This is a genomic window from Aeromonas sp. QDB68, assembly GCF_027707405.1.
Lineage (GTDB): Bacteria > Pseudomonadota > Gammaproteobacteria > Enterobacterales > Aeromonadaceae > Aeromonas > Aeromonas caviae.
This window is the reverse complement of sequence record NZ_JAPCIQ010000077.1, coordinates 1-19,509: the sequence shown is the minus strand read 5'-3', so window position 1 is coordinate 19,509 and position 19,509 is coordinate 1. Positions and strand designations below refer to the sequence as shown.

Annotated in this window: 18 protein-coding genes; 11 read left to right on the top strand and 7 right to left on the bottom strand. The window is 61.8% G+C overall.

Annotation, left to right across the window (positions count from 1 at the left end):
- Positions 1-97 precede the first annotated feature (97 nt).
- Positions 98-529 carry a flagellar basal body-associated FliL family protein gene (locus tag PG892_RS17500; protein ID WP_264787111.1) on the bottom strand — a complete coding sequence of 144 codons (432 nt, stop codon included), beginning with the start codon at positions 527-529 and terminating at the stop codon, positions 98-100.
- A gap of 145 nt (positions 530-674) precedes the next feature.
- Here PG892_RS17500 and PG892_RS17495 point away from each other — a divergent pair, with 145 nt between their 5' ends.
- The gene (locus tag PG892_RS17495; protein ID WP_264787112.1) at positions 675-1,226 is read left to right on the top strand and encodes a chorismate--pyruvate lyase family protein; all 552 of its coding nucleotides are present in this window, start codon (positions 675-677) and stop codon (positions 1,224-1,226) included.
- Positions 1,223-2,092, top strand: coding sequence for a 4-hydroxybenzoate octaprenyltransferase (ubiA, locus tag PG892_RS17490; protein WP_264787113.1), 870 nt, complete (start codon positions 1,223-1,225; stop codon positions 2,090-2,092). The genes PG892_RS17495 and ubiA overlap by 4 nt, the downstream gene beginning before the upstream one ends.
- 274 nt (positions 2,093-2,366) lie before the next feature.
- Here the strand turns inward: ubiA and plsB are convergent, their stop codons facing one another.
- On the bottom strand, positions 2,367-4,790 hold the full coding sequence (plsB, locus tag PG892_RS17485; RefSeq protein ID WP_010672443.1) for a glycerol-3-phosphate 1-O-acyltransferase PlsB: 2,424 nt from the start codon (positions 4,788-4,790) through the stop codon (positions 2,367-2,369).
- A gap of 205 nt (positions 4,791-4,995) precedes the next feature.
- Here plsB and lexA point away from each other — a divergent pair, with 205 nt between their 5' ends.
- The 4 genes from lexA to PG892_RS17465 all read left to right on the top strand — a co-directional run bounded on the left by lexA (position 4,996) and on the right by PG892_RS17465 (position 8,465).
- On the top strand, positions 4,996-5,622 hold the full coding sequence (gene lexA / locus PG892_RS17480; RefSeq protein ID WP_010672444.1) for a transcriptional repressor LexA: 627 nt from the start codon (positions 4,996-4,998) through the stop codon (positions 5,620-5,622).
- A 350-nt stretch (positions 5,623-5,972) separates the two neighbouring features.
- Entirely contained in the window at positions 5,973-6,263 is a 291-nt protein-coding gene (locus PG892_RS17475) for a hypothetical protein (protein WP_010672445.1), read from the top strand.
- 190 nt (positions 6,264-6,453) lie between these two features.
- Entirely contained in the window at positions 6,454-7,080 is a 627-nt protein-coding gene (locus tag PG892_RS17470; RefSeq protein ID WP_143238255.1) for an SCO family protein, read from the top strand.
- Positions 7,081-7,094: 14 nt separating this feature from the next.
- A complete protein-coding gene (locus tag PG892_RS17465; protein WP_103858493.1) occupies positions 7,095-8,465 on the top strand; it encodes an MATE family efflux transporter in 1,371 nt (456 codons plus the stop codon).
- 31 nt (positions 8,466-8,496) lie between these two features.
- On the opposite strand, the gene trmL is transcribed toward PG892_RS17465, so the two are convergent.
- From trmL to PG892_RS17450, 3 genes are all read right to left on the bottom strand, one after another.
- Positions 8,497-8,961: a tRNA (uridine(34)/cytosine(34)/5-carboxymethylaminomethyluridine(34)-2'-O)-methyltransferase TrmL gene (gene trmL / locus PG892_RS17460; RefSeq protein WP_039041146.1), complete on the bottom strand. Its 465-nt coding sequence runs from the start codon at positions 8,959-8,961 to the stop codon at positions 8,497-8,499.
- 70 nt (positions 8,962-9,031) lie between these two features.
- Entirely contained in the window at positions 9,032-10,387 is a 1,356-nt protein-coding gene (locus PG892_RS17455) for an ATP-binding protein (protein WP_257712078.1), read from the bottom strand.
- Positions 10,384-11,076 (bottom strand): response regulator, encoded by a 693-nt coding sequence (locus PG892_RS17450; protein WP_069651467.1) that lies wholly within the window; start codon positions 11,074-11,076, stop codon positions 10,384-10,386. The genes PG892_RS17455 and PG892_RS17450 overlap by 4 nt, the downstream gene beginning before the upstream one ends.
- A gap of 87 nt (positions 11,077-11,163) precedes the next feature.
- Between PG892_RS17450 and fieF the strand changes: the two genes are divergently transcribed.
- From fieF to PG892_RS17430, 4 genes are all read left to right on the top strand, one after another.
- The gene (gene fieF / locus PG892_RS17445; protein ID WP_257712079.1) at positions 11,164-12,075 is read left to right on the top strand and encodes a cation efflux pump FieF; all 912 of its coding nucleotides are present in this window, start codon (positions 11,164-11,166) and stop codon (positions 12,073-12,075) included.
- Positions 12,076-12,083: 8 nt separating this feature from the next.
- The gene (gene cysE / locus PG892_RS17440) at positions 12,084-12,863 is read left to right on the top strand and encodes a serine O-acetyltransferase (protein WP_010672452.1); all 780 of its coding nucleotides are present in this window, start codon (positions 12,084-12,086) and stop codon (positions 12,861-12,863) included.
- A gap of 21 nt (positions 12,864-12,884) precedes the next feature.
- Complete coding sequence (locus PG892_RS17435; RefSeq protein WP_264787114.1) at positions 12,885-14,165, top strand: hypothetical protein; 1,281 nt, start codon at positions 12,885-12,887, stop codon at positions 14,163-14,165.
- Between the two features lie 221 nt (positions 14,166-14,386).
- Positions 14,387-14,596, top strand: coding sequence for a cell division protein ZapB (locus PG892_RS17430; protein ID WP_010672454.1), 210 nt, complete (start codon positions 14,387-14,389; stop codon positions 14,594-14,596).
- Positions 14,597-14,668: 72 nt separating this feature from the next.
- Here PG892_RS17430 and elbB read toward each other — a convergent pair whose 3' ends face one another.
- Entirely contained in the window at positions 14,669-15,319 is a 651-nt protein-coding gene (gene elbB / locus PG892_RS17425) for an isoprenoid biosynthesis glyoxalase ElbB (protein ID WP_257712081.1), read from the bottom strand.
- 401 nt (positions 15,320-15,720) lie between these two features.
- On the opposite strand from elbB, the gene polA reads away from it, so the two are divergent.
- Positions 15,721-18,471 carry a DNA polymerase I gene (polA, locus tag PG892_RS17420; protein ID WP_257712082.1) on the top strand — a complete coding sequence of 917 codons (2,751 nt, stop codon included), beginning with the start codon at positions 15,721-15,723 and terminating at the stop codon, positions 18,469-18,471.
- Between the two features lie 79 nt (positions 18,472-18,550).
- Here the strand turns inward: polA and PG892_RS17415 are convergent, their stop codons facing one another.
- Entirely contained in the window at positions 18,551-19,090 is a 540-nt protein-coding gene (locus PG892_RS17415; RefSeq protein ID WP_103244715.1) for a gamma carbonic anhydrase family protein, read from the bottom strand.
- Between the last annotated feature and the right edge of the window lie 419 nt (positions 19,091-19,509).

Genomic DNA, 19,509 nt, shown 5'->3' with positions numbered 1-19,509 from the left:
AGACCAGCAGATCATTTTGGAGGTATTGGGTGAGCGCTATCGGCAAATTTATTCCTAAATCAGGTGCGGAATGTCGGCAGGACCTCTCCCGGTGTGGTTACTGGTACAGGTATTTGGTGAAGATGAGCTCGCGGACCGCCTTCTTGCCCGTCTCCTTGACCAGCAGTTCGTTGACCTTGGCCTCACACTCCTTGCGCAGCTCTTCCCGGTTCACCAGGGACTTGATCTGTGCGCCCGTCTTGCTGCCAATCAGCCGGATGATGGCGTCGCGGATCAGGGGGTCGTGCTGCTCCAGCAACTTGAGGTCGGCAGCATCCGTGGCCATCAGCTCTACCGTCACCCGTACATAGCCGAGGTTTTTGCCGTCGCCAAGGTAGTTGGTGATGATGTCCGGATCCAGAGCGTGATAGGCGAATCCCGGCTGGACGGCGGAGGAGGCGGGATCGGTGGCCTCTTCCTCATTGGCGAAGGCCTGTATATTCAAGAGGGTACACCCCAGGGACAGCAGCAGAATTCTGAAGATCTTCATCTGGATGGCTCGGCAGCGACGGATGCCCCATTTTTGATGCTGCCATCGGGGCCGTCAAGCACGGATGTTCTTACAATTCGCCATTGATTTACGGATAATAAACCGGTTTTTAACCTGACAACGGAAATCTCCGGATGGTGAAGCTGTGAAGTCCGAGTTGACTGTTCCCCTCATCCAGCTCGTCCCATGGCGGGCTCCCGCAGAGTGCGAACTCCCCGAGGCCTTGCGCCCCTGGTTGCTGGAGACCGATTCCATGACCCGGCGCCTGCGCCGTTACAATCGCCACCTCTCGGTGCAACTGCTCGGCAATCGCAGCGTGTCGCTGGCAGAGGACGAGCAGGCGCTGGTGGCGGTGCATGATCCCGTTGGGATGTGCCGCGAGGTCATTCTGCACGGGGACGGCGGGCCCGCCATCCTGGGCTGGACCCTGTTTGCCGAAGCGGCCTTGCAAGGGGGCGGTTTGCAGGATCTGGGGGAGCAACCGCTGGGGGAGCGCATTTTCGGTGATCTGCCCGCGCGGCGCGATCACCTGCAACTGGCCTGCTTCGAGATCGCGAGCAATCCCTGGTGCCCGGCCGGCACTGTCTGGGGGCGCCGTTCCCGCCTCTATCTGGGGCAGTGGCCCTTGCTTGTCCACGAACTCTTCCTGCCCTCGCTATCGTCCAACGGGTTGCCATCGAATAAGGAGCTGGTGTGAAGCTGTTAACCAAGGAGCGGGGACTGGCCTATGCGCAGTTGGCCCGCATCGACAAGCCCATCGGCACCCTGCTGCTGCTGTGGCCGACCCTCTGGGCACTCTGTCTGGCCGCCGGCGGCCTGCCGGACCCCTGGATCCTGACCGTGTTCGTGATCGGCGTCTTCCTGATGCGTTCGGCGGGCTGCGTCATCAATGACTATGCGGATCGCAACTTCGACGGCCACGTGAAACGCACCGCCGGGCGACCGCTGCCCATGGGCCGGGTCGCCGAGCGCGAGGTACTGATCCTGTTCGCCGTGCTGGCGCTCATCTCGTTCGCTCTGGTGCTGACCCTGAACCCGCTCACCATCAGCCTGTCCTTTGCCGGCCTGCTGCTGGCGGTCTGCTACCCCTTCATGAAGCGGTTCATCCCCATTCCGCAGCTGGTGCTCGGGATGGCGTTCTCCTGGTCCATTCCCATGGCCTATGCGGCCCAGGCCAATGCCCTGCCGCCAGTGGCCTGGCTGCTGTTTCTCGCGAACCTGCTGTGGACCATCGCCTACGACACCGAGTACGCCATGGTGGACAGGGACGACGACCTCAAACTCGGCCTCAAGTCGAGCGCCATCCTGTTCGGCCGCCACGACAAGCGGATCATCGGGGGGCTGCAGCTCGCGACCCTGCTGATCCTGCTGGGAGTGGGCCAGCTGATGGGGTTGGGCTCCGGTTACTACTGGGGTCTGCTGGGGGCGGCGGCGCTGTTCGTCTATCAGCAGCGGCTCATTCGGGAGCGGCAGCGGGAGGCCTGCTTCCAGGCCTTCCTCAACAACAACTACGTGGGGGCCATGGTGCTGCTCGGGGTGATCGTTCACTACCTGCAGGGCTAGCCCCACGAGATAAAAAAAGGCCGCATGATGCGCAATGCTGTTCAGATAAGCACTTTTTTGACTGATTATTCATAAATTGGATTTGAGTTGAGGGGGCAAGGCTGTGTCCAGTCGATCTTCCTCCAGCCTTTATCCAGCGGGGCTTGCAATAGAAAGAGGGAGGCATCATGCCTCCCTCGCTTTTTTGTCCTGATACTACGTGGACTGGAACTCAAATTCTCTTAAGTGAACAGCATTGCGCATGATGCGGCCTTTTTTCTTTTCCGGTTGTTCCTCAGAGCCGGTTGCCCGCCTGGATGGTGCGGCGGATCTTGTTGCTGAGCAGCGGCACTATGTTGTCGGCCAATGCCTGGAAGCGGCCGAGATCCGGTTTGCAGCCCGGATCCAGATAGCCTTCGCTGCGCAGGGTGTGGATCAGGGTGCTGAACAGCTTCTGGTCGAAGAACTCGGGGGCGTTGATGCCGTGCAGGGTACCGAGGCGCTCCGCCATCATTAGGCCGTCCGCTTCCAGCTGCTCCGCCTCGATGTGGGGCTGGGCCAGCATGCGGGTCAGCACGATGGCGTAGCGCTGCAGGGTCTCCTGGATGCTTTCGGCCAAGAGCAGCAGGCGCATCTGGTTGCCGGGGTTGACCCAGTAGCCGCCGTCGCGTGCCTCGACCAGTTGCTGGCGCAACAGCTCGGCCAGCAGGGCATCGATCAGTTCCGGCAGCTCGTCCTCTTCATAGCGCAGGAAGAGTTCGGTCTTGAGCAGGGGGTAGATGTCGACACAGCGGGCGACGATCTCGCTGCGGGAGATCCCCTCGCACCGCTCGATCAGGGCCGCCACCAGGGAGGGCATGGCGAACAGGTGCAGTATGTTGTTGCGGTAGTAGGTGAGCAGGATCGCCTGATAGCGGTCCAGGCTGATGATCTGGCCCAGCTTGTCCTCGCTCACCTCGAACTTGTTAAGCTCCATCGCCTGCTCCAGCAGGGTCCTGGCGTCCTCGTCCGGCATGGTGCTGTGCGGGCTGTAGGGCACCTGCTTGAGCAGGTCCAGATAAGTGTTGAGCTGGGCCTGGAGTTCGTCCCGGGTCAGGGCGTGGCGCTCGGCGGCCAGCAGGGCCAGGGCACTCAGGGTCAGGCCGTTGACGGCGGCGGCATCGTTGATGCGGGTCATCAGCAGCTCGGCCAGCTGGTTGACGGTGGAGGCCATCCACTCGGGACGCTCCTCCCGGCCGATGCTCTCCTTCCAGGTGGGCACGTGTTCGCCGAGGTAGCTGTTGAGGGTCAGCGGTTCGCCGAAATTGACGAAGCCACGGCCATAGTTGCGCAGCTTGCGCAGGATGCCGAGCACCTGCAGGAAGCTCTCCTTCTCCTTGCGGCTCCCCTTGAGTTCGTTGTGGTAGGTATTCACCTCCATCACGTGCTCGTAGCCGAGGTAGACGGGGACCAGGGTGACCGGCCTGTCCAGCCCGCGCATCATGGCCTGCAGGGTCATGGCCAGCATGCCGGTCTTGGGGGGCAGCAGGCGACCGGTACGCGAACGCCCGCCCTCGGTGAAGAACTCCACCGAGTAGCCCTTGGCGAACAGCAGGTTGAGGTACTCCCGAAATACCGTGCTGTAGAGCGGATTGCCCTTGAAGGTGCGGCGGATGAAGAAGGCGCCGCCGTGGCGGAAGATGGGGCCCGCCGGCCAGAAGTTGAGGTTGATGCCCGCCGCGATGTGGGGCGGCACCATGCCCTGGTGGTAGATGACGTAGGAGAGCAGCAGGTAATCCATGTGGCTGCGATGGCAGGGGACGTAGACGATCTCATGCCCTTCCTGGGCCAGCTGACGCACCTGCTCTGCTCCGTTGACCGAGAGGCCGCGATAGAGCTTGTTCCACAGCCAGCCGAGGAAGCTTTCGCCGAGGCGGATCAACCGATAGGAAAAATTGGAGGCGATCTCGTCCATGTAGCCGTGGGCACGCTTTTGCGCCTTCTCCAGGCTGATCCCTTCCCGTCTGGCCTCCTCCTCGATGGCCTGCTGGATCACGCTCGAATCCAGCAGTTGCTTGAACAGCAGGTTGCGGTTGGGCAGCTTGGGGCCGGTGGCGGCCAGCTGCTGGCGGCTGAAGTGGGTGCGGGCCACCCGCGCCAGCTTGTGGGCGATGGCCTCGTCGGTGCCGTGCTTGTCCGCCATGTAGCGCAGGGAGAGGGGCGGGGAGAAGCGCACCAGGTTCTCGCGCCCTTTCAGGATCACTATCAGCGCCTTCTTCAGGCGGTTTGGCGCCAGGCTGCTGATGATGTTCCAGCCGGAGGCCTCCTCGCCTTCCCGGCCCGGGGCGCGGCCCCAGAACAGGGTGACGGGTACTACCTGGATGTCCAGCGCCGGATCCTGCTTGTGCAGGTCCAGCAGCTGGTGGAACTCCTGCAGGAAGGGGAGCGGCTTGTTGCGCGTGCCGAACAGGGGAGGCGGACGATCCAGACAGACGTAGCGTGGCAGCAGCTGACCGTTCAGCTCCAGCGGCGTGAAGGGGCCGGGCAGGCCGAGATCCTCGCAGCACTGTTGCAGGGTCATCAGGTCGGTGATCGAGCTGGTCTTCAGGGCATAGACGATGGGTCTGGCCGGATCCAGCTTGAGCTCGGTGATGGGGTTTTCCGGCAGGCTCTTGTGATTGACCAAGCCGCTGACCGGCCATTGCAGGATGGCTCTGGAAATCTTCTGTCCAAGGGACATGTGCGTCTGCTCTCCAAAAAAATGCGGCGTGAGCATAGCAAATCACCGACTGCTTGTCGCCGAGAGGTACGATGAGTCGGTACCTCAGAGCGGGGGGGAGGGGCAAATGTGCGTCGGGTCGCGACAAATGCCAGTTGCGCCTTGCCTTGGCCTCAGCACTGTATATACTGCCAGTGTGCTGTATAAAAAGACAGGTGCCCATGCTATGAAACCCCTTACCCCTCGCCAGGCTGAAGTACTCGAGCTCATCAAGGCGAACATGAACGAGACCGGCATGCCGCCGACTCGCGCCGAGATTGCCCAGAAGCTTGGCTTCAAGTCGGCCAACGCGGCCGAAGAACATCTGAAGGCCCTGGCCAAAAAAGGGGTCATCGAGATCATGCCGGGTACGTCCCGCGGCATTCGTCTGCTGCTCGAAGAAGAGGACGTGCAGCCTGAAGAAAACGGCCTGCCACTGATTGGCAAGGTGGCGGCCGGGGAACCCATCCTGGCCCAGGAACATATCGAGAGCCATTACCAGGTGGATCCCGCCCTGTTCCACCCGCGGGCAGACTTCCTGCTGCGGGTGCAGGGCATGAGCATGAAGAACATCGGCATCATGGACGGAGACCTGCTGGCGGTACACAAGACCCAGGAGGTACGCAACGGCCAGGTCGTGGTGGCACGTCTGGACGAGGACGTCACCGTCAAGCGCTTCCAGCGCAAGGGCAGCCAGGTATGGCTGCTGCCGGAAAACGAAGAGCTCTCCCCCATCGAGGTGGATCTCGCCAGTCAGCACCTCACCATAGAGGGCCTGGCGGTCGGCGTGATCCGCAACGCCGACTGGATGTAAGCATCCGATGCGATGAAGAGGCCTCCTGCGGGAGGCCTCTTCATTTTCATCTGCCGATGGCATCTCCCTCCCCACCTTTTCGCTTCTCCTTCCTGTGCGCACAGTCTCGCCGCACGACATGCATTTCGGATATATCCTTTGATAAGGCCCCTGTCATGGTCGGTGATCAGGGAAGGGGGAGTCGCACCGGGCAGTACGCCATGGCAGGGATGCATGATCGCCGAGTCGGTGCGCAGAAGGGAGAGTCGCCTCAGACTGGGGACTCGTACAGTCAGTACGCTGCCGTGGTTGGTTCGTCGTTGGGGACAAAGAGACCCGTCAGCGTGACCTGTTGAGCAAGGAGGACAGGTATGGCTTCAAGCTCGCCGTGGGATCCGGTGCCGGCCGCAGCGCCCGCATCTTCCATCACCCGATTCATCAAGGGCAGTCGGATGACATGGTTCTATGCGCTCTGGGTCTATCACAAGGGAGATGGTTGGACCATCTGGCTTGGGTGCCCCAAAGACAAGATTGTCCGCCTGGTTCGTCTGTTTCGCCGTCATCACGACATCGGATTGCCGGATGAGCCCTGGACTGCCCCCGTCATCCCGCTGCGCGTCCCCCTGAGACGCGCCCAGCCGCAGCACAGGCTGCGGCCCTGATCCCTCTTCCTGTACAGACAAGAGCCCCGCCAGAGCGGGGCTCTTGTTTTGGCGCCGATGCGGCTGATCCATGGCACAGACGCTTTCCCGCCGGGATGCAAGACTAGCCAGCGGCGGGGGCGTGCGGGTTACAATGACCCCTACCGGTTTTGCCCCTAGGGCTTCTAACATAAGCAAGGCTTTGTTTTATATGGTTAAACCACGCTTTTACCTGCTGCTGTTGCTGTTCATCGGCGCCATTGCGGCGGCTTATTACTGGAGTCAGCCCGCGGTGCCGGAACAGGCCGATTACTACCCGGCGGGGCGAGACATCAACCCGTTTACCCTCACGGATGCGGATGCACAGCCCTTTACCCCTGCCAACCTGACGGGACACTGGAGCTTTCTGTTCATCGGCTACACCTACTGCCCGGATGTCTGTCCGACCACGCTGGCGGATCTGCGCAGCGTCTATCCGGCGTTGAAGAAGATAGCCCCCACTAGCCAGGTGGTATTCATCTCGGCGGATCCCCAGCGGGATGACAGCGCCCGCCTGAAAAGCTATACCGCCTTCTTCGAGCCCGAGTTCAAGGCGGCGACAGCACCTCACAGTGCCCTCTTTCCTCTGGTCCGCAATCTGGGGCTGGTCTATTCCATCGTGGAAGGGGATCGCAAGGACTACCTGATCGACCACTCCGCCTCCATCGTGCTGATCAACCCCGAGGGGAAGCTGGTGGCCACCTTCCGACCCAAAGTGGCACCGGATGAGGTGCCCCACGTGGACATGCAGGCCATGGTGGCCGACTTCGCGCGCATCGTGCGGCTGGCTGGCGAGTGATCCCGGCGCGCACCATGCTGATTCCCGCCTGGCTGAAGGATCCTCGCCGCCACAGAGCCGTCTTCGCCCTGGCCCTGCCCATGGTGTTCTCCAACGTCACCACGCCCTTGCTGGGGTTGGTGGACACCTGGGTGATCGGTCATCTTGGCCAGGCCTGGTTTCTCGGCGGCGTGTCGGTCGGTGCGACCTTCATCAATCTGCTGTTCTGGCTGCTTGGCTTCCTGCGCATGTCCACCACAGGGCTGACTGCCCAGGCTCAGGGTGCAGCCCATGCCGAAGGGCAGCTCGACACCCTGGCGCGGGCCCTGGGCTTGGCGATCGGACTGGGCATGGCGCTGTTGCTCCTGTTGCTGCCGTTCCTGCCTGCCATCATCGCCCTCGGCGGCGGCTCTTCCGAGGTACAGACCTATGCCGGTCAATATGTGTCGGTGCGGGTCTGGAGCGCCCCGGCGGCCTTGTGCAATCTGGTCATCATGGGGTGGTTGCTGGGCATGCAGGATGCACGCAGCCCCATGCTGCTGCTGATCCTGGGCAATCTCGTCAACATGGTGCTGGATGCCTGGTTCGTGCTGGGATTGGGCTGGCAGGTGAAAGGGGTGGCCGCAGCTTCCCTGCTGGCGGATTACAGCACGCTCGGGGTGGGGGTCTGGCTGGTGAGCCGGCATCTGCGCCGACTTGATCCCGGGGTGTGGCACAACGCCTGGCAGCGCTGGCGCCAGTGGCCGGCCCTGCTGCGGCTGCTCGCCCTGAACCGGGATATTTTCATCCGCTCCCTCTGCCTGCAACTCTGCTTCGTGTTCATGACTCTGCAGGGGGCCAGGCTGGGGGATGTGGCGGTGGCCGCCAATGCGGTGCTGCTCAATTTCCTGATGCTGATTTCCTACGGGCTGGATGGATTTGCCTATGCGGTGGAAGCCATGGTAGGGCGCGCCATCGGGCGGCGCGATCGGCCGCTGCTGCGGGAGGCCATCGTCCTCAATCTGGGCTGGGCGCTGCTGATCTCCCTGGCATTCACCCTCTCGTTTGCCCTGGGGGGCCACTGGCTCATCCGCCACATTACCGACATACCGGCGGTGATCGCCGAGGCGCAACGTCAGCTCCCCTGGCTGGTGGCCATGCCGCTGCTGGCGGTCTGGTGCTTCCTGCTGGACGGGGTCTTTATCGGCGCCACCCGGGCCCGGGAAATGCGCAACAGCATGCTGGTGGCGGTGTTTGCCGGCTTCTTTCCCATCTGGTGGCTCTGCCAGGGATGGGGTGTGGCGGCCCTGTGGGCCGCCATGAGTGCCCTGATGGCAGGTCGTGGCCTGACGCTGGGTTGGCTCTGCTGGCGACTGGAGCGTGATGGACGGCTGCTGGCGGGGCAGGGGACGGCGCAGTCAGTCTGAATTCTGGCCGCCTTGCCAATATCGTCAGCGGTCAGAGCGAGCCTGAATAGTCGAACTGTCGCCAGCTCTCGTAGACGAACACCGCGACGGCGTTGGCCAGATTCATGCTGCGGCTCTGGGGCAGCATGGGAATGCGCAGCCGCTGCTCGAATGGCAGGCTCTCGATGATCTCCATGGGCAGGCCTCGGCTCTCGGGCCCGAACAGCAGGGCGTCACCGGGGGCAAACCGGGCCGCCGAGTGGGCGGTGCGTCCCTTGGTGGTGCAGGCAAAGACCCGTTGGGGGGCGACGGCCGCCAGAAACGCCTCATAGTCAGGCCAGCGCTTGACGTCGGCAAACTCGTGATAGTCGAGCCCGGCCCGCTTGACCCGTTTGTCATCCCACTCGAACCCCAGGGGCTCTATCAGGTGCAACCGGTAGCCGGTATTGGCGCAGAGGCGAATGATGTTGCCGGTGTTGGGGGGGATTTCCGGTTGGTAGAGCACGATATCGAGCATGGAAGGATCCTGGGCTGGTGCGAAACGGGCGCCAGCATACCCAGCACCCGTGCCGATGAAAAGGGGGAGGTCAGGGCATGGGCAGACGGATGGTGATGACCAGTCCGGTCGGCTGATTGCTGCTGGCCCGGATGGTCCCCCCATGACGCTGGATCGCCTCGGCGGCGATGGCAAGGCCGAGACCAGTGCCCCCGGTCTTGGCGTTGCGGGCATCGTCCACCCGAAAGAAGGGCAGGAACAACCGGGGCTGCTGCTCCACCGGCACGCCAGGGCCGTCATCCCGTATGGTCATCACCCATTCCCGTCCCTCCCGGTACCAGTCCACCTTGATGAACTCGCGGGCATACTTGAGGGCGTTGCGCAGCGGGTTTTCCAGGGCGCGGGCCAACAGTTCCGGCCACATGGTGAGGGATTCGGCGGGCAGGGAAGGGAGCCTGAGCTGTTTGCCGTTCTGGTTTGCCTCGAACATGGCGTCGTCCAGGATGGGCTCCAGCAGCTCCGGCAGGGGCAGCGTCACTGGCGCCTCCACATGTTGCTGCACCCGCGACAGATCCAGCAGATCCCCTATCAGCTTGTCGAGCCGGGCTATCTCCCCTTCGATGCGCGCCAGCTCGGCGCTGTCCCCCTGCTTGCGGCGGATCAGCGCCTGTGCGAGCTGGATGCGGGTCAGGGGGCTGCGCAGCTCGTGGGAGATGTCGGAGAGCAACTGCTTCTGCTTCTGGATCATGTCTTTGAGAGTGTCGACCATGCGACTGACATGTTCGGCCAGCTGGCCTATCTCGTCGCGCCGCCCCAGGTTGGGGATCTGTATTTCCAGGTTGCCCTGGGCGAGTTGGGAGACCGACTGCTGCAACTGCAGTATGGGGCGGGTCAGGCGCCAGGCGAGCAACAGACAGAGCGGGGTGCTGACCAGCATGGCGATGCCCAGGATCTGGATGGGGTGATCCAGGATCTGGATGAAGAGGAACAGGTAGGAGTTTTCGACGTTCAGACCGAAATAGACGTGATAGGTCTGGCCGTGATGGACCATCTGGAAGGGGCCGGCGATGGCGCGCTGGTGTTCGCTGCCCAGCATGGGCTTGGCCGGGTTGTCCGAGTCGAGCATGAAACGGATCACGAACTTGCTCAGCCGGGTGCTGGACTGCATCTGCCCCTTGGCATCGCGTAGATAGATGTTGTCCACCGGCAAGAGGCCCGCGGCATCGATGGCCTTGGCCAGATCAAAATCCTGCTCGGGATCCGCGCCCCGTTGCAGCGCCGCCAGGTTGTTGTTGAGACGGGTGATCTCGTGGGCCGGCAGCGGGATGATGTTGCGGGGGTCCAGGGTGGGGAGGATTACCACCGCGGCCACGACCAGCAGCAGGATGAACCAGAACCAGAGGAAGATCTGGGTGGAAAGGCCGTTGAAGGTGCGGGCCGATTTCATGCCTGCTCCAGCCACAGGTAGCCTCGTCCCCGCACCGTCTTGAAGCGGGGCTGGCCGTCAGCCCGCTCCGGCAGCTTCTTGCGCAGGTTGCTCAGGTGCATGTCGATGGCCCGATCGAAGGGTTCGAGCTTCTTGCCCAACACCTGCTCGGAGAGCAGGCCTTTGCTGACGATCTGGCCCGGATTGCGCAGCAGGCACTCCAGCAGGCCGAACTCGGTGGCGGTGAGCTCCAGCAACTGATCGTCGCAGCGAGCCTGTTGCAGGCCGGGCTGCAGCACCAGATCCATGAATCTCAGCTCGTCCGGGGCTCCGCGCTGGGGAGCCTGGCTCTGGGTTCGACGCAGGATGGCGCGCACCCGGGCCAGCAGCTCCCTGTCGTCGAACGGCTTGGCGAGATAGTCGTCGGCACCGGCCTCCAGCCCGTTGACCCGATCCTGGCTGTCGCCACGGGCGGTCAGCATCAACACCGGGGTGTCGTGGGTCTTGCGCAGCCGGGTCAGCATCGCGAAACCGTTGAGTCTGGGCATCATGACGTCCAGCAGCACCAGGTCGAAAGCCTGTTCTGCCAGTCGCTGCAATCCCTCTTCCCCATCCTCGGCGACGGTGACCTCAAACCCCTCCAGGGTCAGGATTTCGGTGAGCAGCTGGGTCAGTTCGAGATCGTCGTCGACCAGGAGTATTTTGTTCATCTGGGAGTCACTCTGTTGATTTTGCACGCCAAACTGACGTCCGGGTCAGGGTATAATAAGTTTTTACGCGTCGGAGGAAAGCCGGTTTTGAGCCACCAACACTATTCCCGCTGGGTCACCCTGGCCAGCATGGCCGCTGTGACCACCGCCACCCTGCTCATCCTGGGCAAACTGATCGCCTGGCTGATGACGGATTCATCCAGCCTGCTGGCATCCCTGACCGATTCCTTCATGGACATCAGCGCCTCTCTCATCAATCTGCTGGCCATCCGTTATGCGCTGGCCCCTGCCGACGAAGAGCATCGTTTCGGCCACGGCAAGGCGGAGTCCCTGGCGGGTCTGGTGCAGTCGGCCTTCATCTCGGGGTCCGCCCTGCTGCTGGTGATGCACGGCATCTCGTCGATGCTGAATCAGATGCCCGTGGTGCGCCTGGAGGCGGGGATCTGGGTCAGCGTCGGCTCCATCGTGCTGACCCTGCTGCTGGTGAGCTTCCAGGGCTTTGTCATCCGCAAGACCAACAGTGTGGCCATCAAGGCCGACATGCTGCACTACCGTTCCGACCTGCTGCTCAATGGCGGCGTGCTGGTGGCACTGGTGTTGGCGGGGCAGGGGTGGTACTGGGCCGACGGCCTGTTTGCCATTCTGATCGGTCTGTTCCTGGTGTGGGGGGCTGTCCATATCGGCTACGAATCGGTGCAGGCCCTGCTCGATCGTCAGTTGCCAGAGGAAGAACAAGCGAGAATAATGGCCCTCTGCTGCGCCGTAGAGGGGGTGCATGGCGTACATGACCTGCGTACCCGCCAATCCGGGCCGACCCGTTTCGTGCAGTTGCATCTGGAACTCGATGATCAACTGCCTCTGGTCAGGGCCCATCAGATAGCCGACGAGGCTGAACTGGCCGTCCGCCAGGCCTTCGAGCGGATGGATGTGATCATTCACATGGACCCCATCTCGGTGCTGACAAAAGAACGACAAAGCACTCACCCTGAACAACAGTAGGCTGCAACATGGATGATCTGGTTGCCAGAACCTGGCAAAAAATTCAGCAGGAAGCGCAGAGCATGGCGGCCCAGGAGCCCATGCTGGCCAGCTTCTTTCATTCCACCATTCTCAATCACCGGGATTTGCGCTCGGCGCTGAGCTTCCAGCTTGCCAACAAGCTCGACAGCACCACCATGCCTGCCATCGCCTTGCGGGAAGTGATCGAGCTGGCCCTGCGCAGCGAGCCCGAGCTGCTGGCCGCAGTGGCCGCCGACATCTGCGCGGTGCAGGATCGTGACCCGGCGGTCGACCTCTTCTCCACCCCGCTGCTCTACCTCAAGGGATTCCATGCTCTTCAGGGGTATCGGGTGGCCAACTGGTTGTGGCGTCAGGGACGCCGTGCCCTGGCGCTCTATCTGCAAAACCAGATCTCCGTGGTGTTCGGCGTGGATGTACACCCGGCCGCCCGCATCGGCAAGGGCATCATGTTTGACCATGCCACCGGTATCGTGGTCGGGGAAACCGCCGTCATCGAGAACGACGTCTCCATCCTGCAGAGTGTGACTCTGGGAGGGACCGGCAAGGAGAGTGGCGATCGCCACCCCAAAATCCGGGAAGGGGTGATGATAGGGGCGGGGGCCAAGGTGCTCGGCAACATCGAGGTGGGCGTCGGTGCCAAGATCGGTGCCGGCAGCGTGGTGATCAACCCGGTGCCGCCTCACACCACGGTCGCTGGCGTGCCCGCCAGGATTGTGGGCCGCCCCGAGTGCGACAAACCTTCCCTGGACATGGATCAGTGCCTCTGATCCCCTGACCGAGGCCGTTGTATGGTCAAGCGCTGGTCAGGCTTTCTGATCCTGGGGATGTGGCTGCTCAACCTGCTGCACCTTTATCTGGACTTCTCCCCCTGGCCCGCCGCCATCGCGGCCTGGGCCGCCTCCCTGCTCACCTGGCCCTGGCTGGTGGGTGCCGCACGGCGCCAGGCGCTGGCCCTCTACGGCGCGGCGCTCCTGCTGCTGCTCTTTTCCTGGTGGCGGGGGGCCAGCCTCAGCCCAGGTGACTGGCTCTTGCCGAACATCAACATGCTGACCATGTTTGCCGCAGTGAGCACCCTCAATCTGGCTACCTCCGGCCTCTTGACCGGCACCGCCTCCTGGTCCGGTCGCAAGGGGCTGTGGAGCACCATGGCCAGCCTCAATCTGCTGGGGGCCGTCATCAATCTTTCGGTGCTCTTCATCATCGGCGATCGGCTGGAGCGCAACGGGACGCTGGAGCGGCGTCAGGTCATGGTGCTGAGCCGGATCTTCTGTGCGGCTGCATTTTGGTCCCCCTTCTTCGTCGCCATGGCAGTTGCCCTCACCTATGCACCGGGTCTGCAACTGGGCAGCATACTGCCTTTTGGCATACTGGCGGCTTTGCTGGCCATGGGGCTGACGGCCTGGCAGGTAGAGCGACTCGGCGTGGAGACCTTTGAAGGTTATCCGCTGCGGCTCCAGACCTTGGGGCTACCGGTGACCCTGGCACTGCTGGTGCTGGTGATCCACCGTTTCTGGCCCGGACTCAGCATTCTGGCGGTGATTGCCCTGGTGGCGCCCTTGCTGGCCTTGCTGTTCATGCCGCAAGCGGGGCGAGGGGCTGCTCTCAAGCGCCAGGTGGTGGAGCGCTTCCCGGCCATTGGTGGTCAGCTTGTGCTGTTTCTGGGGGCCGGCCTGCTGGCGGCTGGCATCAACAGCGCGCTGTCAGTGCTGGACTTTGGCAGTGGCCACGGCCTGCCGCTGTTCAACCACTTCGGCTGGCTGGAAGCCTGCCTGACCCTGCTGCTGATCTTCCTGGTGGCCATAGTGGGTGTGCATCCTCTCATCAGCATCTCGGGGGTGGCGCCGCTGCTCTGGCCGCTGGCTCCGGATTCCAGCCTGCTTGGCATGTGCTTCCTCATGGGGTGGGGGCTGGCGACCGGGACGAGCCCGCTCTCCGGCTCCAATCTGGCGCTGGCGTCCCGCTACAACCTGAGCGCCGGGCTGCTGCTGCGCTGGAACCTGCTCTACGGCCTGCTGATGTACGCCGTGGCCTGTCTGATGATGGGGGGCTTCATCGCCTTGCATGGCTGATGGTGGCATCGGCAGGAGGGCGGGTTATGCCACGGCGGACGCCCGGGCTCGAGGTTCCTGCTGCCTGCGAGAAAAACCGACGCATATTTAAGCAATACCAGGCCGCAGGGCGCATTTTGCAACGTGCTGGCTTGTTTGTGCCGAGCGCATCAGGGTATGCTGGCTCCACGCGCTTGAATCGCCCTCTGTGGGGCATCGCAATTGAACATACAGGTATGCATATGTCACTAGAAGTCCTTGAGCAACTCGAATCCAAAGTACAATCCGCCGTCGACAACATCTCCTTGCTGAAGATGGAGCTGGACGAGCTGAAAGAGCAGAACAGCAAGCTGCAAGACGAAAACCACCAACTGCGCAACGAGCACGTTGCCTGGCAAGAGCGTCTGCGTGCCCTGCTGGGCAAGATGGACCAGATGGGCGATGCCATCTGATCCCGTCTAGACTGACCGGAATGAAAGCGGGCCGCTCCTTGAGCGGCCCGCTTGTTTTGGTCTGCCGGGCAATCAGAGTGCCAGCAGCTGTTTGACGGTCTTCTCGATGCCGTCCGCCGCCTCCACAATATTGTTGGCCAGCATGTAGGCAGGAGTGGAGATGACCTTGCGCTCCTGATCCACCACGAATTCGCGCACCGGGCAGTCGAGATGACTGCCACCCATGGCTTCGATGGCGTTGGCGGTGCCCTCGTCGTTGCCAATGGTGGCCAGGGTGCCGGCGCCATAGATGAGCGGGATCATGGCCGGTGCGATGCAGATGTAGGCGGCCGGTTTGCCTGCTCTGGCAAAGCTCTGGCAGGCCTTCAGCACATCCGGCTGGATACGGCACTCTGCTCCCTTGATGGCGAAGTCACACAGGTTCTTGGCGGCGCCGAAGCCGCCCGGCACCAGCAGGGCGTCGAAGTCGGCTGCATCCAGTTCAGCCACATCCCTGATCTGGCCGCGGCAGATGCGGGCCGCCTCGACCAGCACGTTGCGGCTCTCTCCCTCGCTGACCTCGCCGGTCAGGTGATTGATGACATGAAGCTGAGGGACATTGGGGGCGAAGCATTGAACGGATGCTCCCTGACGGGCCAGCGCCAGCAGGCTGATGACGGCCTCGTGGATTTCGGCGCCGTCAAACACGCCACAACCACTCAAGATCACGGCCACTTTTTTCATGACAGACTCCTCGTTGTTGAAAATGTGAGCCAGGGTAGATTGTTGTACTTTTGTATGGTTATCGTTCGACCTCCGCTGGTCAAGTCATCTCCCTGTGCTAGGATTGTTTCGTTTTGGATCCTGCCTCAGTACCCCCCTTGAATTTTTTTCCACATTGATCGAGATCATGATGAGTGTGTCATGTTGAGTTTTCATGATCTCAACGTAATGTTTTAAAAGATATTTTTTGTTTTAGTCCACAGCTTTATCACGGCCGTGATGCAATGGTGCCATTTTTGAGCACAGAGTTATCCACAGCAATGTGCCCCACCGGTGCGCCGGGGTGATGGTGGGAGTCCCCTTGGTGTGGTGCGGGCCCTGTGGCATCCTAGCGGCTGTTTATTCTTGGCAGGACGATTTTCATGGCCTCTAGCAATCCTCTTATTCTGGTCGACGGCTCTTCATATCTTTACCGCGCCTTCTTTGCCTCGCAGCAGGCCGATCTGCGCACCTCGACCGGCTTGCCTAGCGGCGCCGTCCGTGTCATGGCCAACATGATGCGCAGCCTTCGCAAGCAGTACCCCGACTGCCACGTGGCCGTGGTGTTCGACGCGAAGGGCAAGACCTTCCGTGACGACATCTATCCCGAATACAAGGCAACACGCGCCAGCATGCCGGACGATCTGCGCAGCCAGGTCGCTCCTATCCACCAGATGATCAAGGCAATGGGTTTCCCCTTCCTGATGGTCGAAGGGGTGGAGGCCGACGACGTGATCGGCACCCTGGCCCGTCAGGCGACCGAGAAACAGCTGCCTGTGCTCATCAGCACCGGCGACAAGGACATGGCGCAGCTGGTCTCCGACCATGTCACCCTGATCGACACCATGAAGGACGTGAAGACCGATCGGGAAGGGGTGATCGAGAAGTTCGGCGTACCGCCCGAGCTCATCATCGATTACCTGGCGCTGATGGGGGACAAGGTGGACAACATTCCCGGCATGACCGGTGTCGGCGAGAAGACCGCACTGGCCCTGTTGCAGGGGATAGGCAGCATCGACGAGATTGCCGCCAACCTCGACAAGGTGGCGGCGCTCGGCTTCCGCGGCTCCAAGGCGTTTGCCGACAAGTTCCGCGAGCAGGAAGAGCAGGTGCGCCTTTCCTATGTGCTGGCCACCATCAAAACCGACGTGGTCCTGGAGCAGAGTCTGGAAGAGCTGCAGCTTGGCCCCATCGACAAGGAGGCTTTGCTGGCGGTCTACCGCGAGTACGAGCTGCGCAACCTGATCAAAGAACTGGAGTCTGGTGGCGAGGAGAGCGAAGCCGCAGGTGATGAGGAAGGCGCCGCCCCGGTAGCCGCCATCGAAACCGACTATCGCTGCATCCTGGATGAGGCCGAATTCGACGAGTGGCTGGCACGGTTGCAGGCGGCGCCGCTGTTTGCCTTCGACACCGAGACCACCAGTCTCGACTATATGGACGCGCGGGTCGTTGGCGTCTCCTTTGCCATCGAGCCGGGCAAGGCTGCCTACGTGCCCTTCGGCCACGATTATCTGGGGGCGCCTGTCCAGCTGAGCGAAGCGCTGGTGCTGGGCAAGCTCAAGCCGCTGCTGGAAGATCCGACCCGTCTCAAGGTGGGGCAGAACCTCAAGTACGATCGCAACGTACTGCTCAACCACGGCATCGAGCTGCAGGGTATCGCCTACGACACCATGCTCGAATCCTATGTGCTCAACTCCACCGCCAGCCGCCACGACATGGATTCGCTGGCCCGCAGGTATCTGAACGCCGAAACCATCTCGTTCGAAGAGATCGCCGGCAAGGGGGTCAAGCAGCTCACCTTCAACCAGATTGAACTGGAGCAGGCGGCCCCTTACGCGGCGGAAGATGCCGACATCACCCTGCGTCTGCATCAGACGCTGTGGGGCAAGCTCTCTGCCGAACCGGGACTTGCCAAGGTATTCAGCGAGATCGAATTGCCGCTGCTGCCGGTGCTGGCGCGGATGGAGCGACTCGGTACCACCATCGAACCCAAGCTGCTGCATCAGCAGAGCCAGGAGATCGAAGTGCGTCTGGCAGAGCTGGAGAAGCAGGCCCACGAGCTGGCCGGGCAGGAGTTCAATCTCTCCTCGCCCAAGCAGCTGGGTGAAATCCTCTTCACCAAGCTGGGGCTGCCGGTCATCAAAAAGACCCCCAAGGGAGCGCCATCCACTGCGGAAGAGGTGCTGGCCGAGCTGGCGGAGACCTATGATCTGCCGCGTCTGCTGATGGAGCACCGTGGCCTGGCCAAGCTCAAGTCCACCTACACCGACAAGCTGCCGCTGATGATCAAGCCGCAGACCGGGCGGGTGCACACCTCCTATCACCAGGCGGTGGCGGCGACCGGTCGACTCTCGTCAACCGACCCCAACCTGCAGAACATTCCGGTGCGCAACGAACAGGGGCGCCGTATTCGGCAGGCCTTCATTCCGTGCGCCGGTTACAAGCTGGTGGCGGCGGATTACTCCCAGATCGAGCTGCGCATCATGGCCCACCTCTCCGGTGACAAGGGGCTGCTGACCGCCTTTGCCGAGGGCAAGGACATCCACAAGGCGACCGCCGCCGAGGTATTCGGCGTCGCGCTCGATGCGGTGACCAGCGACATGCGTCGCAGCGCCAAGGCGATCAACTTTGGTCTCATCTATGGCATGAGTGCCTTCGGTCTGGCCAAGCAGCTGGGGATCGGTCGCGCCGAAGCGCAGAAGTACATGGATCTCTACTTCGAGCGCTACCCGGGGGTGCTGGAGTACATGGAGCGCACTCGCCAGCAGGCGGAGGCCCAGGGTTATGTCGAAACCCTGTTTGGTCGCCGCCTCTATCTGCCGGACATCAAGTCCCGTAACGCCGGTCTGCGTAAAGCTGCCGAACGGGCCGCCATCAACGCACCTATGCAGGGTACGGCCGCCGACATCATCAAGCGCGCCATGATCAACGTGGATGACTGGATCCGTGGGATTGAAGACGAGTCGATCCGCATGCTGATGCAGGTACACGATGAACTGGTGTTCGAGATCCGCGAAGAGAAGCTGGAAGAGTACATCGGCCTCATCAAGGAGAAGATGTCGTGTGCGGCCGAACTGGATGTGCCGCTGGTGGTGGAAGTGGGCACTGGTGTCAACTGGGATCAGGCCCACTGATCCTGACCACAGTGATTGGCTAGCTATATAAGCAGAGAAGCCCGGCATCATGCCGGGCTTCCTGTTTGTGGCTGCAGGGTCAGGCCTCTTGCAGGTATTCATCCTTGAGCAGCACATAATTGTCGGCCGAGGTCTTCAGGAAGGCGATCTCGGCCGGCTTGAGAGGGCGGGCCTGCTTGACGGGATTGCCCATATAAAGAAAGCCGGCCTCGAGCCGCTTGCCTGGTGGCACCAGGCTGCCCGCCCCGATCATCACATCGTCTTCAACGATCACCCCATCCAGCAGGATGGCACCCATGCCGACCAGTACACGGTCGCCTATGGTGCAGCCATGCAGCATCGCCTTGTGTCCGACCGTGACATCTTCGCCGATAAGCAGCGGATAGCCGCCAGGGTTGCTGGCACTCTTGCGGGTCAGGTGCAGCACCGTGCCGTCCTGAATGTTGCTGCGCGCACCGATGCGGATATGGTTGACGTCCCCTCTGGCGGCCACCATGGGCCAGATGCTGGCATCGTCACCCAGCTGGATATCCCCCACCAGGGTGGCGCAGGGATCCACATATACCCGATTGCCCAGTTGCGGGCATTTTCCCTTGTAAGGTCTTAGTCGCAAGTCCATCTTGGCCTCCTTGTTTTCGGCCATTCTAGCAAGACGACACCGGTTTCTGTGGATAAGTTTGTATAAAAGCTGTGCTTGGGTATGAATAACTAAAAAAGTGCCGATTTTTGCAATTTTATTGCAGGGGAGGGGTTGCCAGAACGAATTCGCTCCCTATAATGCGCCTCCATCGACAGGGCAAGCGGCAACGCAAACAAGCAAGTCGGTGCCTCGAAAAAGCCTCGTAAAATAAGGCTTGACTCGAGAAGGCGGTTGAGTAGAATGCCACTCCCGCAGCAGCAAAAAGCTGCGTCGCTCTTTAACAATTTGAATCAAGCAATCTGTGTGGGCACTCACAGCATGGAGCATCAAAAACAATTTTTGATATCAATGTCTGATGAAGTGACCAAAGCAACGAAAGTTGCAGCAGTTAATTCAGC